At 60.4% G+C, this 17,548-nt stretch carries 15 protein-coding genes and 5 tRNA genes; 19 read left to right on the top strand and 1 reads right to left on the bottom strand.

Annotation, left to right across the window (positions count from 1 at the left end; all coding sequences use genetic code 11):
- The first annotated feature begins 36 nt into the window (after positions 1-36).
- The 19 genes from NUW13_00380 to NUW13_00290 all read left to right on the top strand — a co-directional run bounded on the left by NUW13_00380 (position 37) and on the right by NUW13_00290 (position 15,666).
- Positions 37-1,071 (top strand): tetratricopeptide repeat protein, encoded by a 1,035-nt coding sequence (locus tag NUW13_00380; GenBank protein MCR4437486.1) that lies wholly within the window; start codon positions 37-39, stop codon positions 1,069-1,071.
- Between the two features lie 275 nt (positions 1,072-1,346).
- Positions 1,347-2,081 (top strand): DUF362 domain-containing protein, encoded by a 735-nt coding sequence (locus NUW13_00375; GenBank protein MCR4437485.1) that lies wholly within the window; start codon positions 1,347-1,349, stop codon positions 2,079-2,081.
- A 78-nt stretch (positions 2,082-2,159) separates the two neighbouring features.
- The gene (locus NUW13_00370; GenBank protein ID MCR4437484.1) at positions 2,160-3,704 is read left to right on the top strand and encodes a 4Fe-4S binding protein; all 1,545 of its coding nucleotides are present in this window, start codon (positions 2,160-2,162) and stop codon (positions 3,702-3,704) included.
- 77 nt (positions 3,705-3,781) lie between these two features.
- Positions 3,782-3,853, top strand: a tRNA-Gly gene (locus NUW13_00365).
- Positions 3,854-3,862: 9 nt separating this feature from the next.
- A tRNA-Cys gene (locus NUW13_00360) sits at positions 3,863-3,935 on the top strand.
- Positions 3,936-3,959: 24 nt separating this feature from the next.
- Positions 3,960-4,045, top strand: a tRNA-Leu gene (locus tag NUW13_00355).
- Between the two features lie 104 nt (positions 4,046-4,149).
- Positions 4,150-4,223, top strand: a tRNA-Val gene (locus tag NUW13_00350).
- 38 nt (positions 4,224-4,261) lie between these two features.
- Positions 4,262-6,211: a threonine--tRNA ligase gene (gene thrS, locus NUW13_00345; GenBank protein ID MCR4437483.1), complete on the top strand. Its 1,950-nt coding sequence runs from the start codon at positions 4,262-4,264 to the stop codon at positions 6,209-6,211.
- A 33-nt stretch (positions 6,212-6,244) separates the two neighbouring features.
- A complete protein-coding gene (gene infC, locus NUW13_00340) occupies positions 6,245-6,754 on the top strand; it encodes a translation initiation factor IF-3 (protein ID MCR4437482.1) in 510 nt (169 codons plus the stop codon).
- Between the two features lie 24 nt (positions 6,755-6,778).
- Positions 6,779-6,973: a 50S ribosomal protein L35 gene (rpmI, locus tag NUW13_00335; protein ID MCR4437481.1), complete on the top strand. Its 195-nt coding sequence runs from the start codon at positions 6,779-6,781 to the stop codon at positions 6,971-6,973.
- A gap of 35 nt (positions 6,974-7,008) precedes the next feature.
- Positions 7,009-7,356 carry a 50S ribosomal protein L20 gene (gene rplT, locus NUW13_00330; protein ID MCR4437480.1) on the top strand — a complete coding sequence of 116 codons (348 nt, stop codon included), beginning with the start codon at positions 7,009-7,011 and terminating at the stop codon, positions 7,354-7,356.
- A 4-nt stretch (positions 7,357-7,360) separates the two neighbouring features.
- Complete coding sequence (gene pheS, locus NUW13_00325) at positions 7,361-8,389, top strand: phenylalanine--tRNA ligase subunit alpha (protein ID MCR4437479.1); 1,029 nt, start codon at positions 7,361-7,363, stop codon at positions 8,387-8,389.
- A 22-nt stretch (positions 8,390-8,411) separates the two neighbouring features.
- On the top strand, positions 8,412-10,793 hold the full coding sequence (pheT, locus tag NUW13_00320) for a phenylalanine--tRNA ligase subunit beta (protein MCR4437478.1): 2,382 nt from the start codon (positions 8,412-8,414) through the stop codon (positions 10,791-10,793).
- 15 nt (positions 10,794-10,808) lie between these two features.
- Positions 10,809-11,081, top strand: a complete 273-nt coding sequence (locus NUW13_00315) for a cell division protein ZapB (GenBank protein ID MCR4437477.1) — start codon at positions 10,809-10,811, stop codon at positions 11,079-11,081.
- A gap of 66 nt (positions 11,082-11,147) precedes the next feature.
- Entirely contained in the window at positions 11,148-11,510 is a 363-nt protein-coding gene (locus NUW13_00310) for a cell division protein ZapA (protein MCR4437476.1), read from the top strand.
- 123 nt (positions 11,511-11,633) lie between these two features.
- On the top strand, positions 11,634-13,199 hold the full coding sequence (gene rny / locus NUW13_00305; GenBank protein MCR4437475.1) for a ribonuclease Y: 1,566 nt from the start codon (positions 11,634-11,636) through the stop codon (positions 13,197-13,199).
- Positions 13,200-13,246: 47 nt separating this feature from the next.
- Entirely contained in the window at positions 13,247-14,134 is an 888-nt protein-coding gene (locus NUW13_00300) for a bifunctional 5,10-methylene-tetrahydrofolate dehydrogenase/5,10-methylene-tetrahydrofolate cyclohydrolase (GenBank protein ID MCR4437474.1), read from the top strand.
- A 9-nt stretch (positions 14,135-14,143) separates the two neighbouring features.
- Positions 14,144-14,217 (top strand) — tRNA-Arg (locus tag NUW13_00295).
- A gap of 72 nt (positions 14,218-14,289) precedes the next feature.
- The gene (locus NUW13_00290) at positions 14,290-15,666 is read left to right on the top strand and encodes a tetratricopeptide repeat protein (GenBank protein MCR4437473.1); all 1,377 of its coding nucleotides are present in this window, start codon (positions 14,290-14,292) and stop codon (positions 15,664-15,666) included.
- A 457-nt stretch (positions 15,667-16,123) separates the two neighbouring features.
- Here NUW13_00290 and NUW13_00285 read toward each other — a convergent pair whose 3' ends face one another.
- The gene (locus NUW13_00285) at positions 16,124-17,371 is read right to left on the bottom strand and encodes a helix-turn-helix domain-containing protein (protein ID MCR4437472.1); all 1,248 of its coding nucleotides are present in this window, start codon (positions 17,369-17,371) and stop codon (positions 16,124-16,126) included.
- Between the last annotated feature and the right edge of the window lie 177 nt (positions 17,372-17,548).

Here is a 17,548-nt window from a genome sequence, read left to right as displayed (position 1 = left end):
TGGGATGGCAAATTGGACTAACGAGGAGCAATAACGATGAAAGCAACACACCGGACCACAATTTTCGTTATTGCGGTGGGTGCGGCGGTGTTGGGTGCGTGTCTGGCGTGGGCGGACGACCAGGACAAGAAGGCGTTGTACGACCAGAAGGTCCTTGAACTCAAAGAACTCACTGCCCAGATGCAAGCGCCCGGCGTCACTCCGGAGCAGTACAAGGAGATGAAAGCCAAGTACGATAAGCTCTCCTCCGAAATTGAGGCCCTTGGCAAGGAGTTGCTCCAGGACAAAGCGCTCCAGGAGCGGCAGGCGGCAGCCAAGCGGGCCTACAACGAGGGCAATACGTTCGCCAAGACCAGTCGCTACGAGGAAGCCCTCAAGGCGTACGACCAGGCGATTGCGCAGGACAGCAGCTTTGCCAAGGCCTTCTATGGACGCGGCCTAGCTCTGTCTAATCTGCGCCGCTACGACGAGGCGTTGGCAGCCTATCAACGTGCTATCGCCCTGGACCCCATGTATGATGAGGCCTATACGGCATTGGGTAACCTTTTCCAGAAAATGGGGAAATACCAGGAGGCGGTGGACGTCTACAACAAGGCGATCACTTACAATCCCCGGAACCCGAAGGCTTACTACAACCTTGGCACCGTTTACCGGAATTACCTGAAAGATCCAGCCAAGGCAGCAGAAGCCTTCAGGAAAGCTGCGCAGCTTGATCCGAACTACTACCAGGCCTTCAGCAGTCTTGGAGTGGCGCTCTCCGATCAGGGCAAGCTCCAAGAAGCGATTCTTGCGCACGAGGCTGCTTTAGCGATCAAGGAGAACTACTTCTACAGCCACTATTGCCTGGCGGAGCTCTACAACAACGTGGGCAGGTACCAAGATGCCCTCGAGGCGGCAGAACAATGCCTCAAGTACAAGGAAGGCTATGCACCGGCGCAATTTGAGGCTGCGCGCGCCGCCGAGGCGTTGGGGGACAAGGCAAAAGCCTTGGCCTACTATGAGCTTGCTGCGAAGGACAGGCGTTGGGCGCCGGCGGCACAGTATCACATCGAGGAGCTGAAGAAGAAGTAGCCGCCCAAAGGGTGGGATCCCGAGACCCGTCTCCAGGACGGGTCTTCTTTTTCTTGCCGAAAACGCGAGTACATGCCGGGCATTTGCCGATGTCGGATATCAGCCGCAGAGAATTTTTGGCCAAGTCTGCTGCCTGCCTTGCTGCGGGCGCCTGTGCCCTACCATGGGCCCGCCTTGCGGCGAAGCCGGCGGCGCAACCTGCCGTAGACCTTGCTGTGGTCCAAGGCCCCTCGCCGCGCGCCAACGTGCGTAAAGCCATTTCACTGTTGGGAGGTATGTCGGCGTTTGTGCGACGTGGCGACGTCGTGCTCGTGAAGCCGAACATGGCCTGGGACCGATTACCCGAGCACGCGGCTAACACTGATCCGGAGGTTGTCGCGGAGATCGTCCGCCTGTGCATGGAAGCCGGTGCGCGCAAGGTCAAAGTCCTCGACCGGACCTGCAACGAGGCGCGAAGATGCTACCTGCGCAGTGGCATCCAAAAGGCAGCGGAAAAGGAAGGGGCAGAGGTGCCCTTCGTGCTGGAACAGCGATTCGTCAAAATGTCCATCCCGGAGGGCGAGGAGCTCAAGTCCTGGTTGTTCTATCGCGATGCAATGGAAGCCGACGTTCTGATCAATGTCCCGGTCTTGAAGAGTCATTCGGTCTCAGGCCTGACAATCGGCCTTAAGAACCTCATGGGGATATTGGGCGGCGACCGGGGGCAGCTTCACCATCGCTTTGACAAGAAGATCGTGGACATCAACACCGTTGTCCGACCACAATTGACGCTCCTGGATGCAACACGGGTCCTGCTCCGCAATGGGCCGCAGGGGGGTAACTTGCGCGACGTGCAGCAAATGGACACGGTCGTGGCTGGTGTTGACCGCGTCGCCGTCGATGCCTACGGCGCACTCCTCTTTGGGCGTGACCCGGCTCAGTTGGGCTTTCTCGTGGAGGCGCAGCGGCGTGGGCTTGGCACGCTGGACGTGAAACGGCTCCGCGTTGAAAAAGTGACCCTCTCCGCGTAGGGCGATGGGGGAGTCGAAGGCAGGCCCTCTTCGAGCAAACGGTTGGCATTGCACCTCGCACACACCGGACTCTCAATAATGCGCACCGCCCGTCGAATTTCCCAAGTCTTTTTCCTGCTGTCTTTTCTCTGGCTGGTCTGGCGCACGACTTACCCCTACGACAGCCTCATTCCCGCAGACCTCTTCCTGCGCGCCAGTGCACTTGTGGCAGTGACGACGATTCTGACGAGTCGCTCGTTGGTGCCCCAGGTCTTGCTGGGCCTCCTGGTCCTGGCGTTGACCGTCCCTCTGGGCCGCGCGTTTTGCGGGTGGGTCTGTCCTCTCGGTACCACGCTGGAGGTGGTCCGCAAGGTTTCGTCAAGCAAGAGGAAGGCGCCCAGGAAAACCCCGTCGACTCGCTGGCGGTGGGGAAAGTTCGCGATTCTGGTTGGGATACTGGTGAGCGCTGTCCTTGGTACCCAGCTGCTCTGGCCATTTGACCCCGTCGTGCTCCTCACGCGGACAGCGAGCGTTGCACTCTACCCTCTCTTCACTGCCGCGGTGTCGGGTCTCCTCGGTTTGGTAGCACGCGTTCCTTTTCTGGAGGGCGCTGCGTACCGCGGCTACGCGCTCTTGTATTCAGCTTGGTTCCCCCTCAAGCAACCGCCCTTCCACCTGGTTGAGCTATTCTTCGTGCTTCTTGTGCTTATTCTCGCGTTGGAAAAGGCAAGCAGGCGGTTTTGGTGCAGGAACCTCTGTCCACTCGGCGCACTGCTGGGGTTCTTCTCGCAGTTCCGCGTCCTGCACAGAGAGGTCGATGAGAACTGCTCCGCCTGTGGGCTGTGCAAGGCGCGTTGTCGAATGAACGCCGTGGAAGACGACTATGTGACCACTTCGGCGGTGGAATGCATCGCCTGCGGGGAGTGCGTGTCTGTCTGCGCGCCGAGAGCCACCCATTACGCGCTGCGGAAGCCCGTGAGGTCAGGGACGGTCGACCTGGATCGGCGCCGTTTCATAGGGGCGACGGTTGCCGGCGTTGCTACCGTGGGCCTGCTGGGTGTCGGCTTTGTCGACCGGGGGAGGCGGGCAAGTGTGATCCGGCCGCCAGGTGCGCTGCCGGAGGCCGATTTTCTCGACCGGTGCATCCGTTGCCAGGAGTGCGTGAAAGTGTGCTCCAGCACGGGCGGTTGTTTGCAGCCCTCCCTTTGGGAAAGCGGCCTGGTCGGGCTGTGGACCCCCGTCGCAAGGCCGCGAGAGGGATATTGTGAGTACAACTGCAACTTGTGTGGGCAGGTGTGCCCCACGGGCGCCATCCACCGGCTGCCCTTAGAGGTCAAGCAGCTGACGAAGATAGGATTGGCCTTCTTCGACAAGAGTCGCTGCATTCCCTGGTACCGTGGCGAGGACTGCCTTGTCTGCGAGGAACATTGCCCTGTGCCGGACAAAGCCATTCGTTTCGACGAGCACACTGTCCGGCGCCCGGACGGATCAGAAGCCCTGGTCAAGCTTCCTTATGTGGTCGAGGAACTATGCATCGGGTGCGGCATCTGCGTCACCAAGTGCCCTGTAGTCGGACAAGGGGGCATTTTCTTGACGAGTGCCAACGAGCAGCGCTGGCCAGGTTCCGAGTCCTTATCGCAATAGCGCGCCACAGGGAGCAGGGGGCATGAACGAAAAAAATGCTTGCATGCCAAGCAACTTTTGCTTATATTTGCGATACCGCGGGAGTAGTTCAGTGGTAGAACACCACCTTGCCAAGGTGGGGGTCGCGGGTTCAACCCCCGTCTCCCGCTCTACGCATGGGCGGCGTAGCCAAGTGGCTAAGGCGGAGGTCTGCAAAACCTCTATTCATCGGTTCGACTCCGATCGCCGCCTCAGCTGTCATCGGAGCCGCATTGCGCCGGGGTGGCGGAACTGGTAGACGCTAGGGACTTAAAATCCCTTGGACTTCCGGGTCCGTGCCGGTTCGACTCCGGCCCTCGGCACGACATTGGGACAGATGGACATAGACCACCAGTGCCATATACATAGACAGAAAGCGTGACCACTGTTTGTAGATGGCACGCTTTTTTTCTTCCATGATGGCTTTGGGCGGTTAGCTCAGTTGGTCAGAGTACTTGCTTGACATGCAAGGGGTCACTGGTTCAAATCCAGTACCGCCCACTAATGTCCCCCAATTGCGGCTCCCGCAATTTTTTTGTATGTGCGCAAACTTAGCCCGACGGATAGCCTTGGACACGATCCAGATACGTCTTCCTGACAATTCCGCATTTGAGTGCACGCCGGGCGTGACCCCTGCGCAGATTGCGCAGAAAGTGGGACGAGCCCTTGCTGCCGATGCGCTGGCGGCAGTGGTCAACGGTCAGGTAGTTGACCTGAACACGCCCATCAGCTCGGACGCCGAGGTGCGCATTCTCACATTTGAGGACGAGCAAGGGCGGGAAGTCTACTGGCATAGCAGCGCGCACGTGATGGCCCATGCCGTCAAGCGCCTGTTTCCTGAGGCCCGCTTTGGCGTGGGCCCGGCTATTGAGGCCGGGTTCTACTATGACATCGATGTCGGGGCGCCGTTTGCTCCAGAAGACCTGGCCAAGATCGAGGCCGAAATGCGGGCCATCGTGCAGGAGGACAACCCCTTCCGCCGGAGGGAGGTGGCGAAGGAGGAGGCGGTGCAGCTTTTCCAGCAGCGGGGCGAAACCTACAAGCTCCAGCTGCTGGAAGCTATGGACGAGCAGCCGGTCATCTACGAGGAAGGGGATTTCGTCGACCTGTGCCGCGGGCCGCATGTGCCGTCAACCGGGCACATCAAGCATTTCAAGCTTCTGAGCGTGGCAGGGGCGTACTGGCGCGGGGACGAGCACAATCCCATGCTCCAGCGCATCTACGGCATTTCGTTCCCACAAAAGAAGCAGCTGGATGAGTACCTCGAGCGCCAGGAGGAAGCGCGCAAGCGGGACCATCGTCGACTTGGCAAGGAGCTGGACCTCTTCAGCATCTCGGAAGAGGTGGGGCCGGGATTAGTTCTCTGGCACCCAAAAGGGGCGCTCGTCCGCGCCATTATCGAGGAGTTTTGGCGGCGTGAGCACCTGAAGCATGGGTACGAGCTCCTCTACAGCCCCCACATTGCGCGCCTGGACCTGTGGGGACGGAGCGGGCACCTCGACTTTTTCCGCGAGAACATGTTCACTCCCAACGAAGTCGAGGAGGTGCCCTATCAAATCAAGCCGATGAACTGCCCATTTCACTTGGTGGTGTACAAGAGCCGCACCCGGAGCTACCGTGAGCTTCCTTTGCGCTGGGCAGAACTGGGCACCGTGTATCGCTATGAACGCTCCGGGGTCCTGCATGGCCTGCTGCGTGTGCGCGGTTTCACGCAGGACGACGCGCACCTCTTCCTGCGGCCAGACCAGCTGGACGCCGAGATCGCGGGCGTGCTCGACCTGACCCTGTACATGCTGGGTTCGTTTGGCTTCCACGACTATGAGGTCTTCTTGTCCACCAGGCCGGAACGCTATGTGGGTACGCTCGAAAACTGGGAGCGGGCCACGGCCGCCCTCCGCGAGGCTTTGGAGCGCAAAGGGATGGCCTACAAGGTAGACCCAGGCGAAGGCGTGTTCTACGGCCCCAAGATCGATATCAAGATCAAAGATGTGTTGGGACGCTCCTGGCAGTGCACCACGGTGCAGGTGGACTTTAATGAGCCAGAGCGCTTTGACTTGAGCTATGTGGGCGAGGACAACAAGCCTCACCGACCCATCATGATCCACCGCGCGCTGCTGGGGTCGTTGGAGCGCTTCTTTGGCATCCTCATCGAGCACTACGCCGGGGCGTTCCCCATTTGGCTGGCGCCGGTGCAAGCGATTGTCCTGCCAGTCTCCGACGACAACCGCGACTACGCGCGTGAGGTGGAAAGGCAGTTACGCGAGGCAGGCATTCGCGCCGCCATGGATGAACGCAGCGAGAAGATTGGGCACAAGATCCGAGAGGCGGAGCTCGCCAAGATACCGTACATGCTTATCGTCGGGGGCAAGGAGGTGAGTACCGGGCAGGTGGCGGTGCGCCGGCGGCGCAAAGGGGATCTTGGTCAGATGCCGCTGCCCAAGTTCTTGGAGATGATCGGGGAGGAAATCCTCAGTAAGGCCCCGCAGTAGTGAGGGGCAGGAACCAGTTCCAGGAGGTCAGCCATCAAGAAGCGAACAGTCCGTGTGAACGACCAGATCACGGCACCAGAGGTGCGGTTGATCGGTGCAGACGGGGCTCAGGTGGGCATCGTGACGGTGCACCGAGCCATGGAGATGGCCGCGCAGGCGGGCCTGGATCTCGTCGAGGTTGCGCCCAACTCGACGCCGCCCGTGTGTAAGATCATGGACTTTGGCAAGTACCTCTACGAGGTGAGCAAGAAAGAGAAGCTTACCAAGAAGAAACAGCATGTCATCCATGTCAAGGAGATCCGGCTGCGGCCGAAGATCGAGGCGCACGACTATGAGTTCAAGCGCAACCACATCCGCAAGTTCATCGAGGCGGGCGATCGGGTGAAGGTGACCATCATGTTCCGTGGCCGAGAGATGATGTACCAGGACTCGGGCAACAAGATCATCGAACGCCTTGCCGCCGACTTGGACGACGTGGCCAAGCTTGAGCGCGAACCTCAGCTTGAGAACCGAACAATCATAGCCTACTTTGTGAAAAAGTGAGCGCGAAAGGAGTGTGCAGTTACCATGCCCAAGATTAGAACCAACCGAGCCGCCGCCAAGCGATTCCACATCACTGGCGGTGGTCGTGTACGGCGTTTTCGCGCCTGTGCCAGTCACTTGTTGACAAAGAAATCGGCAAAGCGGAAACGCCATCTCCGCAAGGCGACTCTGGTGTCGCCGGGTGATGAGCGGCGTGCTCTTCGCCTACTGGGACACTGAGTGCTTCTGAGCTTTTCTTCCGAGGAGGTTATTGTATGCCACGAGCGACGTATAGCGTTCCCTCTCATCGCAAGCGAAAAAAGATCCTCAAACACGCCAAAGGCTATTGGGGCGGCAAGAACCGCCTGTTGCGCAGCGCCAAGGAGAGCGTGGAGCGCGCTTGGCAATATGCCTATCGCGACCGCCGGCAGCGGCGCCGGGATTTTCGCCGGTTGTGGATTGCGCGCATCGGTGCTGCGGTGCAACTCCACGGGCTGAGCTACTCTAAGTTCATCGGTTTGCTCAAGGAGAAGCACATCGAACTGGACCGCAAGCAACTTGCCGATCTGGCGGTGACCGATCCAGCCGCGTTCCAGAAGGTTGTGGAAAGCGTCAAGAATTGAGCGCATGGCGGAGAGCGTCGCACAACTTCTGACGCGCCTTGAGGAGCAGCGCCAGCTGTTCGAGAAGAACCTGGCCGAGGCCCGCGACGAGAGGAGCCTTGACGAGGTGCGCGTGCGCTTCCTGGGCAGGAAAGGGGTTATCGCACAGTATTTTGACCTGCTTCCCAGCACTGCTCCAGAAGACCGGCGCGTATTCGGCAAGGCTCTCAATGAACTGCGCGCCCAGTGCACGGAGGCGCTTGAAAAGCGCCGCCAGGAACTCACTGCCCAGAAGGCGCGTGAGGAAGAGGTGGACTACACGCTGCCCGGCCTCGTGCCTTTCGTTGGCAAGCGCCATCCCGTGCTCCAGGTCCTGGATAGGATCAAGGAGATTTTCTACGGCATGGGCTTTACGGTCGAGGAAGGTCCCGAGATTGAGGACGACTACCATAACTTCGAGGCTTTGAACTTTCCGCCTGACCACCCGTCGCGGGACCTGCAGGACACGCTGTACCTTGAGGGACAATACCTGCTCCGCACGCACACCTCCCCGGTGCAGATCCGGACGATGGAGCGCTATCGGCCTCCCATCCGGATGATTGCGCCCGGCAGGTGCTACAGGAAGGATACGCCGGATGCCACCCATTCGCCGGTGTTCCATCAGGTGGAAGGTCTGTGCGTGGACGAGGGAGTGAGCTTTGCCGACTTGAAGGGGGTGGTCGAGACATTTGCCAAGCGACTATTCGGTCCGGAAGTGCGCATACGTTTTCGGCCGAGCTTTTTCCCGTTCACTGAGCCAAGTGCGGAATACGACTTTTCTTGCATGATGTGTGGAGGAAAGGGCTGCCGCGTGTGCAAAGGCACAGGCTGGCTGGAAATTTCCGGCGCCGGCATGGTCGACCCAGAGGTGTTCCGCTTCGTGGGGTACGACCCGGAGCGCTACACCGGGTATGCTTTTGGCATGGGCGTGGAGCGTATTGCCATGCTCATGTACCAGGTTGACGACATCCGTCTGTTCTACGACAACGACTTTCGCTTCCTTCAGCAGTTCTGAACCAGACTCTGGCTGTGCTCTCGTGAAAGTTACCTACACATGGCTTAAGGACTATGTGCCGCTGCCCGTCTCTCCAGAGGAGGCAGCAGCGACTTTAACGCAGTTAGGTATCGAGGTGGAAGCGCTGCTGCCGGTGCGGCGCGACCTTGCGCACGTCGTGGTGGGCAAGGTGGAGAGGGTTGAGCCGCTGAACGGGTCACCTGCGCTGAAAAAGTGTGCAGTCGCGGTGGGCACTACGAGCGTAACCGTGGTGTGCGGCGCACCAAATGTGAGGCCAGGCCTGCTGGTGGCGGTGGCACTGCCCGGGGCGACCCTGCCGGGTGGCGCGCGCATTGCGGCGAGGGAGTTCGGCGATACTGTCTCCCAAGGCATGATCTGCTCGGAACAAGAGCTCGGCCTGAGCGAACGGGGCGACCTTATCATGACCTTGGGGGACGATGTGCGAGTTGGGCAAGGCCTGGCACAGGTGGTGCCAACGGAAGACTGTGTCTTTGAGCTCAACGTCACTCCCAATCGGCCGGATTGCCTCTCGGCGATCGGTGTGGCACGCGAGCTGGCGGCAAAGTATCGTCTGCCGCTCACCGTGCCGGCCGTTCACGTCGCTGAGGGAGAAAAGGCCACCGAGGAGAGAATAGCCATTGACGTCAGGGACTTGGAGAATTGCCCTCGCTACTCGGCGCGATTCATCGACAATGTGAAGCCAGGTCCATCGCCGTGGTGGCTTGCTGCCCGCCTGCACAGTGTCGGCATGCGCTCCATAAACAACATCGTCGACATCACCAACTATGTGATGGTAGAGACCGGCCAACCACTCCACGCCTTCGACTACGACCTGTTGGAAAAGGAGCGGATCGAAGTGCGCCGCGCCCGCAGTGGGGAGGAGTTCATCACCCTCGACGGCAGGCTGCACCAGCTGCGCGAAGACACATTGCTCATCTGCGATGGGGTCAAGCCGGTGGCGATCGCGGGAGTCATGGGCGGATTGAACTCCGAGGTGAGCGACCGGACTGCGCGCGTGCTTTTGGAGAGCGCCTACTTCACCCCGCAGAGTATTCGGCGCACCTCCAAGGCATTGGGTATCTCCACGGAGTCTTCCCAGCGCTTCGAACGCGGAGTCGATCCCAACGGCGTTCTTTACGCCTCCGATCGCGCGGCGCAGTTGATGGCAGAGCTGTGCGGCGCAACCGTGGCCCGAGGTGCAGTGGACGTTTACCCGACTCCGATAGAGCCTCGCAAACTCCAACTTCGCGTTCCCCGCGTGCGCCAGGTGCTCGGCGCCGAGATACCGCTTCAGGAGTGTGCCTCAATTCTCTCCGGTCTCGGTGCCGAGGTTGAGGCCAAAGGCCAGTCGCTGTATGTGCAGGTGCCCACGTTCCGGCCTGACCTGGAGCGCGAGATCGACCTCATTGAGGAGGTCGCCAGGGTCTGGAGCTACGACCGCATCCCGGCGCGAGTGACAGCGCCCGTAGACTGTTCCCGTCCGCAGGTCATTGCCGATGCTGTGGTGGAGAAGGGGCGGGAGTGCTTGATTGATCTGGGGTACTACGAAGCGTGCACCATCAGCCTGCTGAGTCCGCGGCAGGCGCTCCACTTCGCTGACGAGCAGCAGCTGGTGCGGCTCAAGAATCCACTCAACGAAGAGTATGCAGCCTTGCGGCCGAGTATGATTCCCGGCCTTCTGCAAGTGGTTGCCCATAACCTGAACCGGGGCGTCACAAGCGTCAGGGCCTTTGAGATTGGGCGCTGCTTCGGCGCAACCGGCGATGGCTACCGAGAATGGAAGGCTTTGGGCATGGTTCTGGTTGGCCTTGTCCGCCCCCGCTCCTGGGCAGGGGAGCACAGGGAGGCGAACCTCTTTGACGCGAAGGGCCAGCTATCGGTGCTCTTCGAAACCTGGCGTCTCCCTACGGCCGAGTTTGCGCCTGGCAACTGGCAAGTCTGCAGTAGGGGCGGTCTGGAGGTATGCATTAACAAGGAGGTCGTGGCGCGATTTGGGGCAGTTCGTGAGGAGGTGTTGAGGGCCTTCGACATCGAGCGAGGCGAAGTGTTCGTTGCTGAAGTGCATCTCCCCACGGTGGCCGCTCATGCACTGACTCCAGTGGTGTACCGGCCAGTACCAAAGTTCCCTTACGCGCCGCGTGACCTTTCGGTAGTGGTTGACCAGCATGTGCCCGCCGAGGACTTGGTAAGGGCTATTCGCGAATCTGGCGGCACGTTCCTTCGGGGAGTGCAGGTTGTCGACCTCTACGCGGGCAAGCAGATACCGCAGGGGAAGAAGAGCCTCACGTTCTCCTTGGTATTTCAGGACGAGACCAGAACTCTACGGGACGTCGAGGTGGACGAGGCGATGCGAAGGATCATCGAGGGGCTGCGCGCGCAGACGGGCGCTGTGCTGAGGTCTTGACGGCAACGGGGAGCCATGGATTTCACGGAACTTGAGAAGCTCGAATCGCGTGTACGTGCGGCAGTGGACCTCATTCGGCGCCTTCGTGAAGAGAACCGACAGCTGCGCGCACAGAACAGCCGCCTCTTAGAGGAGCTGGAGCGTGTGCAAGCTGAGCATGCTGCGCTGCGCGCTCCGCGACCGGATGCAAGTGCCGATGGGCACGCAGAGGGGATGGAGGTGCTGGAGGAGGTGCGCGCGCGCATTCGCCACCTTTTGCAGCGGCTTCAAAGAGAACAAACTGGCTGATTGCCGGGGGATGCGGGGGTAAGGTTGGGGGGAGACTGCTGGTAGCAACTAAGGCAAACGCACGCCATGGCGGGCGAGTATACCGTTCTTAAGGTCAATATCTTCGGGACCGACTATCCAGTTCGCGGGACCACAGATCCTGAGTACATCCTGCGCGTGGCCCGCTACGTTGACCGGAAGATGCGCGAGGTGGACGAGGCAGCCGCTGGTCGGCCCGTCCTCAAGGTGGCGATTCTGGCCGCCCTGAATATTGCTGACGAACTCTTCCGTGAACGCGAAAGCAAAGAGCGTCCCATCCAAGACTACGAAGAACGGGTACAGAGGCTTTCTGAAGAGCTGGCCGCAGTGTTGGGAGAACAGTCGGTAGCTACATCCGGAGAGCACACAAGTACCAGTCCACGTGAGCCGTCAGGCGATTGCGGCGCTTAGGCTACTGGTCGTCACGCCCCCCTCATAGATGGTTCGAGTGCGGGCCACTCGCCCTCACCAGTTGGGCGAGCGCCTAATCTGATGTGGCACGGAGCGGACTGCTCGTTGGCCACAGGAGGTGGAATGGATATGGCAGTGACGACGTTAATAGTTGCCATCGCCTGTGCGGCGGTGGCCTTTGTGGCGGGGTGGTTCGCAAGCAAGAAGATCGGGCAGGGGAAGATTGCCAGCGCCGAGAAGCTGGCCGAGAAAATCATCTCCGAAGCCGAGAAAACTGCCGAGGCCCTGAAGAAAGAAAAGTTGCTCGAGGCCAAGGACGAATGGCTTCGGATGAAACAGGAGTTTGAGAGCGAAACCAAGTCGCGGCGGGTGGAGCTCCAGAACCTCGAGCGGCAGCTCGCCAACCGGGAGCTCAACCTCGACAAACGGGCTGACCTGCTGAACAAGAAAGAGCGCGACCTGGAACAGCTCAGCCAGCAACTGAAGCAGGAATCGGCAGCAGTACAGAAGCGCCAGGAGGAACTGGACCGCCTCATCGAGGAGCAGAACGCCCGCCTGGAGAAGATCTCCGGTCTTTCCCACGAGGAAGCCAAGAAGCTCCTCATGGACAACCTTCTCGAGAAGGCCAGGCACGAGGCCGCCCAGATGATCAAGGAGATCAAGGACCAGGCGCGGCAAAATGCCAACCGGGAGGCGCGAGAGATTGTTCTGCAGGCCATCCAGCGTTCTGCGGCTGACCACTCGGTGGAGACAACCGTGTCGGTGGTCAATTTGCCCAACGACGAGATGAAAGGGCGCATCATCGGCCGCGAGGGACGCAACATCCGCGCCTTCGAGATGGCCACCGGCATCGAGATCATCGTCGACGACACACCTGAGGCGGTTATCCTTTCAGGCTTCGACCCGCTCCGCCGCGAAATCGCCCGGCTGGCCCTGGAGAAGCTCATCGCTGATGGGCGCATCCATCCGGCGCGCATCGAGGAGGTGGTGCAGAAAACCGCCCAGGAAGTGGAAGAGGGCCTTTCCCAGGTGGGCGAGAAGGCAATGCTTGAGACAGGGGTGCACGGCCTTCACCCAGAGCTGGTCAAGCTCCTTGGCAAGCTCCACTACCGCACCAGCTACGGCCAAAATGCCCTGCAGCACGCCATCGAGGTCTCCTACCTGGCAGGGTTGATGGCGGCCCAGCTCGGCCTGGACGCTAACCTTGCCAAACGGGCAGGTCTGCTGCACGACATCGGCAAGGCCATCGATCGCTACACCGAGGGCACCCACACCCAGATCGGCGTCGAGCTGGCGAAGAAGTATGGCGAGAACCCTGCAGTGGTCAACGCCATCGCCGCCCACCACGAGGATGTGGAGGTTACCTCGCCGATTGCAATTCTTGTGCAGGCGGCCGATGCCATCTCCAGCTCCCGTCCTGGTGCGCGGCGCGAGTCGTTGGAAAGCTATGTGAAGCGACTGGAGAAGTTGGAGGAGGTAGCCAAGTCCTTTAGCGGTGTGGGCAGGGCCTACGCCATCCAGGCAGGAAGAGAGATCAGGGTGATGGTGGAGCCCGACAAGGTCAGCGATGCCATGGCTGAACAACTCTCCTCCGACATCGCGCAGAAGATACAGGCGGAAATGGAGTACCCAGGGCAGATCAAGGTCACCGTCATTCGCGAGTACCGGGCGGTGGACTATGCAAAGTGACCCATTCGGCTCATTGGAACAAGAAGCGCACTGACCAGTAGAACCACATGAGCGCCAGGATAATTGACGGCAAAGCCATTGCGGCACAAGTGATGCAAGAGGTAGCCACAGAGGTGGCGGACCTACGCGCGCGAGGTGTGGTACCAGGCTTGGCCGTCGTCTTGGTGGGCGATGACCCCGCCTCCGCAAGCTACGTGCGCGGCAAGCGGAAGGCGTGCGAAGAGCTTGGCATGCGCTCGGAGACCGTCCACCTTCCGGCACACACCACGCAGAGCCAGTTGCTCAGCACCATCGAGGAGTTGTGCAAGGCGGGGTGGGCACACGGGCTCTTGGTGCAATTGCCGTTGCCCGCCCGTATCGACGAGAAGGTGATCATAGAAGCCATCCCGCCGTCGATGGACGTGGATGGCTTCCACCCTGTGAATCGGGGCAGGTTGGTTTCCGGCGAGGATACATTCGTTCCGTGCACGCCTGCAGGCATCCAGGAGTTGCTGTTGCGCTCCGGCTATGACCCTGAGTGTCGACACGTGGTCATCGTCGGGCGCAGTCAGATAGTTGGGTTGCCTCTGGCGATTCTCCTCGCCCAGAAGCGCGCCGGCGCCAATGCCACTGTGACCATCTGCCATAGCCGGACAAGGAACCTGGCGGAGCTGACCACGACCGCGGATATCCTGGTGGCGGCAATCGGCTCTCCATCCGCCATTCGTGCGGAGATGGTGCGCGCCGGAACGGTGGTCATAGACGTCGGGGTGAACAGGGTGGAGGATCCCTCGAGCCCCAAGGGGTATCGACTGGTGGGCGATGTGGATTTCGCCGCGGTGTCGCAGATCGCGGCGGCCATCACCCCGGTGCCAGGAGGCGTAGGGCCGATGACCATCGCCATGCTCATGAAGAATACCCTCAAGGCGGCCAAGGCTTCAATTGCCGGCCACTGACCGCCCGATGCGCCAGTAGCTCAATTGGACAGAGCGTTGGCCTCCGGAGCCAAAGGTTCCGGGTTCAAGTCCCGGCTGGCGTACTAACGGCTTTGCCACCCATCGCTCGGGTGATGGGTAGATAGACCCGCTTTCTACCTCACGCAGGCAGAGAGATGAGCGCCATACCCAGCCAGAAGATCGTGCAGGTCACCATCACCGCCCAAAACGCGGGGATGATCTACGACGAGGGTACGGAGCTCGACTCTCCGGAGTGGCGTCTTGCCTTTCAAGAGGCGCTCGTCCGGCAGTATCGCTTTACGGTGGGGGAACTGAAGATCACGGTTGAAGGCGAACGGGCGGTGCTGCGCTGGGCGCCACCAGCTTTCGATGCAGTCGCAGAGAGCTATCATCGCAAGGCGCTGGAACTTGCCCGGCAGCGGAGTTTCGCGCAAGCGGCACAGCAATGGAAACTCGCCTGTGAGACAAACCCGGATGACCCGCACTACTGGTTCAACCTCTCCATTGCGCAGTTCGAGCAGGGAGATTTCAAAAACGCCATTTCCTCCCTGGAACGAGTGCTCGCCATCTGTCCGGTGTACCATCGCGCCTACTTCTTGCTGGGGCGAGCGTTCATCAAACTGCGCAGGTTTGCCGACGCGCGGCGCTGTTTTGCTGAAGGGCTGAAGTTCGAGCCCGACAACTTGGCCGGTCTCATAAACCTTGCCGCAACGCAGAGCATCCTGGGAGAGCACGACAACGCCATCGCAACCTACGAGCGAGCAGTGGCCCTCAAGCCGAACGAGCCCCGTGCCTACTTTGGCTTGGCCAAAATCTACTCGGCGCTTGGGGACGTTGGAAAGGCGAACGACTGCTTCAGAAAAGTCGTCGAATTGGACAAGAGTGGCGTCCTCGCACCTTTGGCTCGGCACTCGATCGTGGTCGGCAGGCCGGTGCCCCAGCAATCCGGCCCGATCACACTGGGCACAGACGAGCTCTTCTCCTCCGGCTACCGAGCACTAGTGGAGGGAGATTACGACAACGCCAGGCGCCTGCTGGAGAGCTATCTCGAGAAGAAGCGCAAGGACGCACGTGCCTGGTCCCTGTTGGCAACAGCCTACATGCGCCTTGGCGATTTGGCGAAAGCCGACGAGGCGTGCGGGCAGGCCATTAAGCTCGAGCCAAACGAAGGGTCCCACCACAAGAAACAAGGAATCGTCCGCGATCTCCTTGGGGATCCCGCAGGGGCACATGAGTCGCTCTCCCACGCAGCCAAGCTCGGACGATCTGAGAGCACCACGCTCGGGTTGATGGGCAAGTGCCTTGTGCTCTTGGGGCGGTTCCGGGAAGCTGCGGAAGTCCTCGAGCAGGCCTTGCGCCACAACCGCAACAACTTGCTCGCCCACTACTTTGCTGCCGCTGCCTACAGGGACATGGGTTCGCCCGCCAAGGCTCAGGAGCATCTGCAGCACATTCTCAGCGTGCGCGTGGCCAGTCCATTGAAGGAGCGCGCCGAACGGCTTTTGGCAGACTTGGGCAGAACACCTGCTTGAGTGTGAAGCGGGGCCATCTTTTCCGGCGCACGTCACTTCCCCGCGCATTTCCGTTGACTCGGCCTCAATCTGAATTGAACCAGCGCGCTTCAGCTATCGGCCTCGCCATGCCTGAAAAGCGTGCTCACTGAGGGCCGGCGCGCCGATGCTGTCCCGCTACAGCCTCGCCACCCGTGGGCCGTCGCAGTGCGCAGGCTTACCGTCCCCACGTTGCCAGGCAAAGACGGGTGCCGCTGGCCTGATTTGCTGCGGGGCTGCAGTCGGCTTTGCCAGTTCCCAAGCGCATGCCGGAAAACGGAAGGAGATCGCGGCGTAGCAACAATGGGCGCAAGGCGCATTGCCTCAATGGCAAGGGGGCTTCGGGTGCAAGCAGGAGGAATTGGGCTGCAGAGAGGCGGGATGGCGCGCAAGCCAGGTCTCTCGGCGGCGCTCGGAGAGTCACTGCGCAAGGCGACCGCTACTCCAACGGCAGGACGCGTGGCTCCTCGCGCTCGAGTTCCCCCATGACCAGCACCTCGGCGCTGAATGCCACCTTGTCGATACCGGACACGCGCAAGAGGAGCTCGAAGTATTGCGGCACCTTGCCGCATTTCTTGCGCAGCACTTCCTCGAGCAAGGCCAGCTTCGAAGGCTCGGTCAGGTGTTTCACTGCCTCCGGGGCACCCAGGGACCCGAACGAGGCCACCACGAGGATGGCATTCTTCTTGGGACCGGGCAGTTTGAGGATCAGGGCCAGGTCCTCATTCGGCCCTTCCGATGCCAATGGGCTCTCGAACACGCGCATCGAGTCCGAGCCAGGAGAACGATGGATGATGCGGTGGGGCATTATGACGTAGTCAAAGTGTGAGGCCGTCAGAATGGTGTGCCGCAGAATGCCCAAAGTCTTGATGCTTCCCACAAAGATGATGTTGTACTCCTCGAGATTGGCCGGCTTCAGGTCCGAAGAGCTCTTTAGCAGAGGCCGCTGCCGGAACGAGGAGAGCACGTTCAGCACCGGCGGCAGACTCCAGATGCTGTGGTGGGGGTAGTACTTCTCACGGTAGTCTGTCACTTCGAGCGTGGGATAACGGGCTTGCAGCGCCTTCAGGTCTTCCTCGGAATTGATGTTGATGTCGCGCACGTAGATTGTTCTGCCGTACTCCCGTCGATACTCGGTGTAGAAAAAGTGATCGCCCACGGCAACTAAGACGGGCAGATTGGAGTGGGCGTATTCAAACCAGATGGGGTCGTCTGGGGAGATGGGGCGGTAGGCCTTGAGCTCTCTGCGCAGCGCGCGGCTATCGCTCCACAGGGCAATTGTCAGACCCAGAAGGACAAGGCCCAGCAAGGCCAAGGCCGCCCTTGTCAGCCGTCGCAAAGGGCTGGGTCTGGGGTGTTCGCTCGCTTCTGAAACAAAGTGTGCCTCGTAGCTCCCCTTGGGGATCTGCAAGCGAACCTTTTCCTCCCTCCCCTCGGTCAAGTAGTACTTCTCGAGCTTTTTCCTGAGTGTGTATACGTGGGACCTGACGATTGCATCCTCAGCCGGGTTGAAATGAGCGTCCTTGCCAAATACGTCGATGGCGATGGTGGTTTCCTTCAGATGCGTCCCCGCATTCGTGGCCTCGACGAGATAGGTGAGAAGCTGCTGATGGACTTTTGAGCTTGCGAATTCTTCGCTAGCCAGTATCTTTTCCAGGAGCCGCTTCTGCTGAGATTCATCGATCATGCTTGGCCAACTCCTCGTCGGGTTACGATTACGCCCACTTCCAACTTCGGCGTAGGGAATTTACGCATACTTCCAGCCAAATGCAACAGGAAAGTTGCTCCATCGAACCGGCCTCCGCGTGCGCAACAGTTCGCGCCTCGTCTGAAATCGAAAGGGCCATGGGCACGCGCACCCCTC

Source organism: candidate division KSB1 bacterium, assembly GCA_024655945.1.
Classification (GTDB): Bacteria; Zhuqueibacterota; Zhuqueibacteria; order JANLFK01; family Oleimicrobiaceae; genus Oleimicrobium.
Note: the sequence above shows the minus strand (reverse complement) of the source record. Positions and strands in the feature narration are given on the sequence as shown.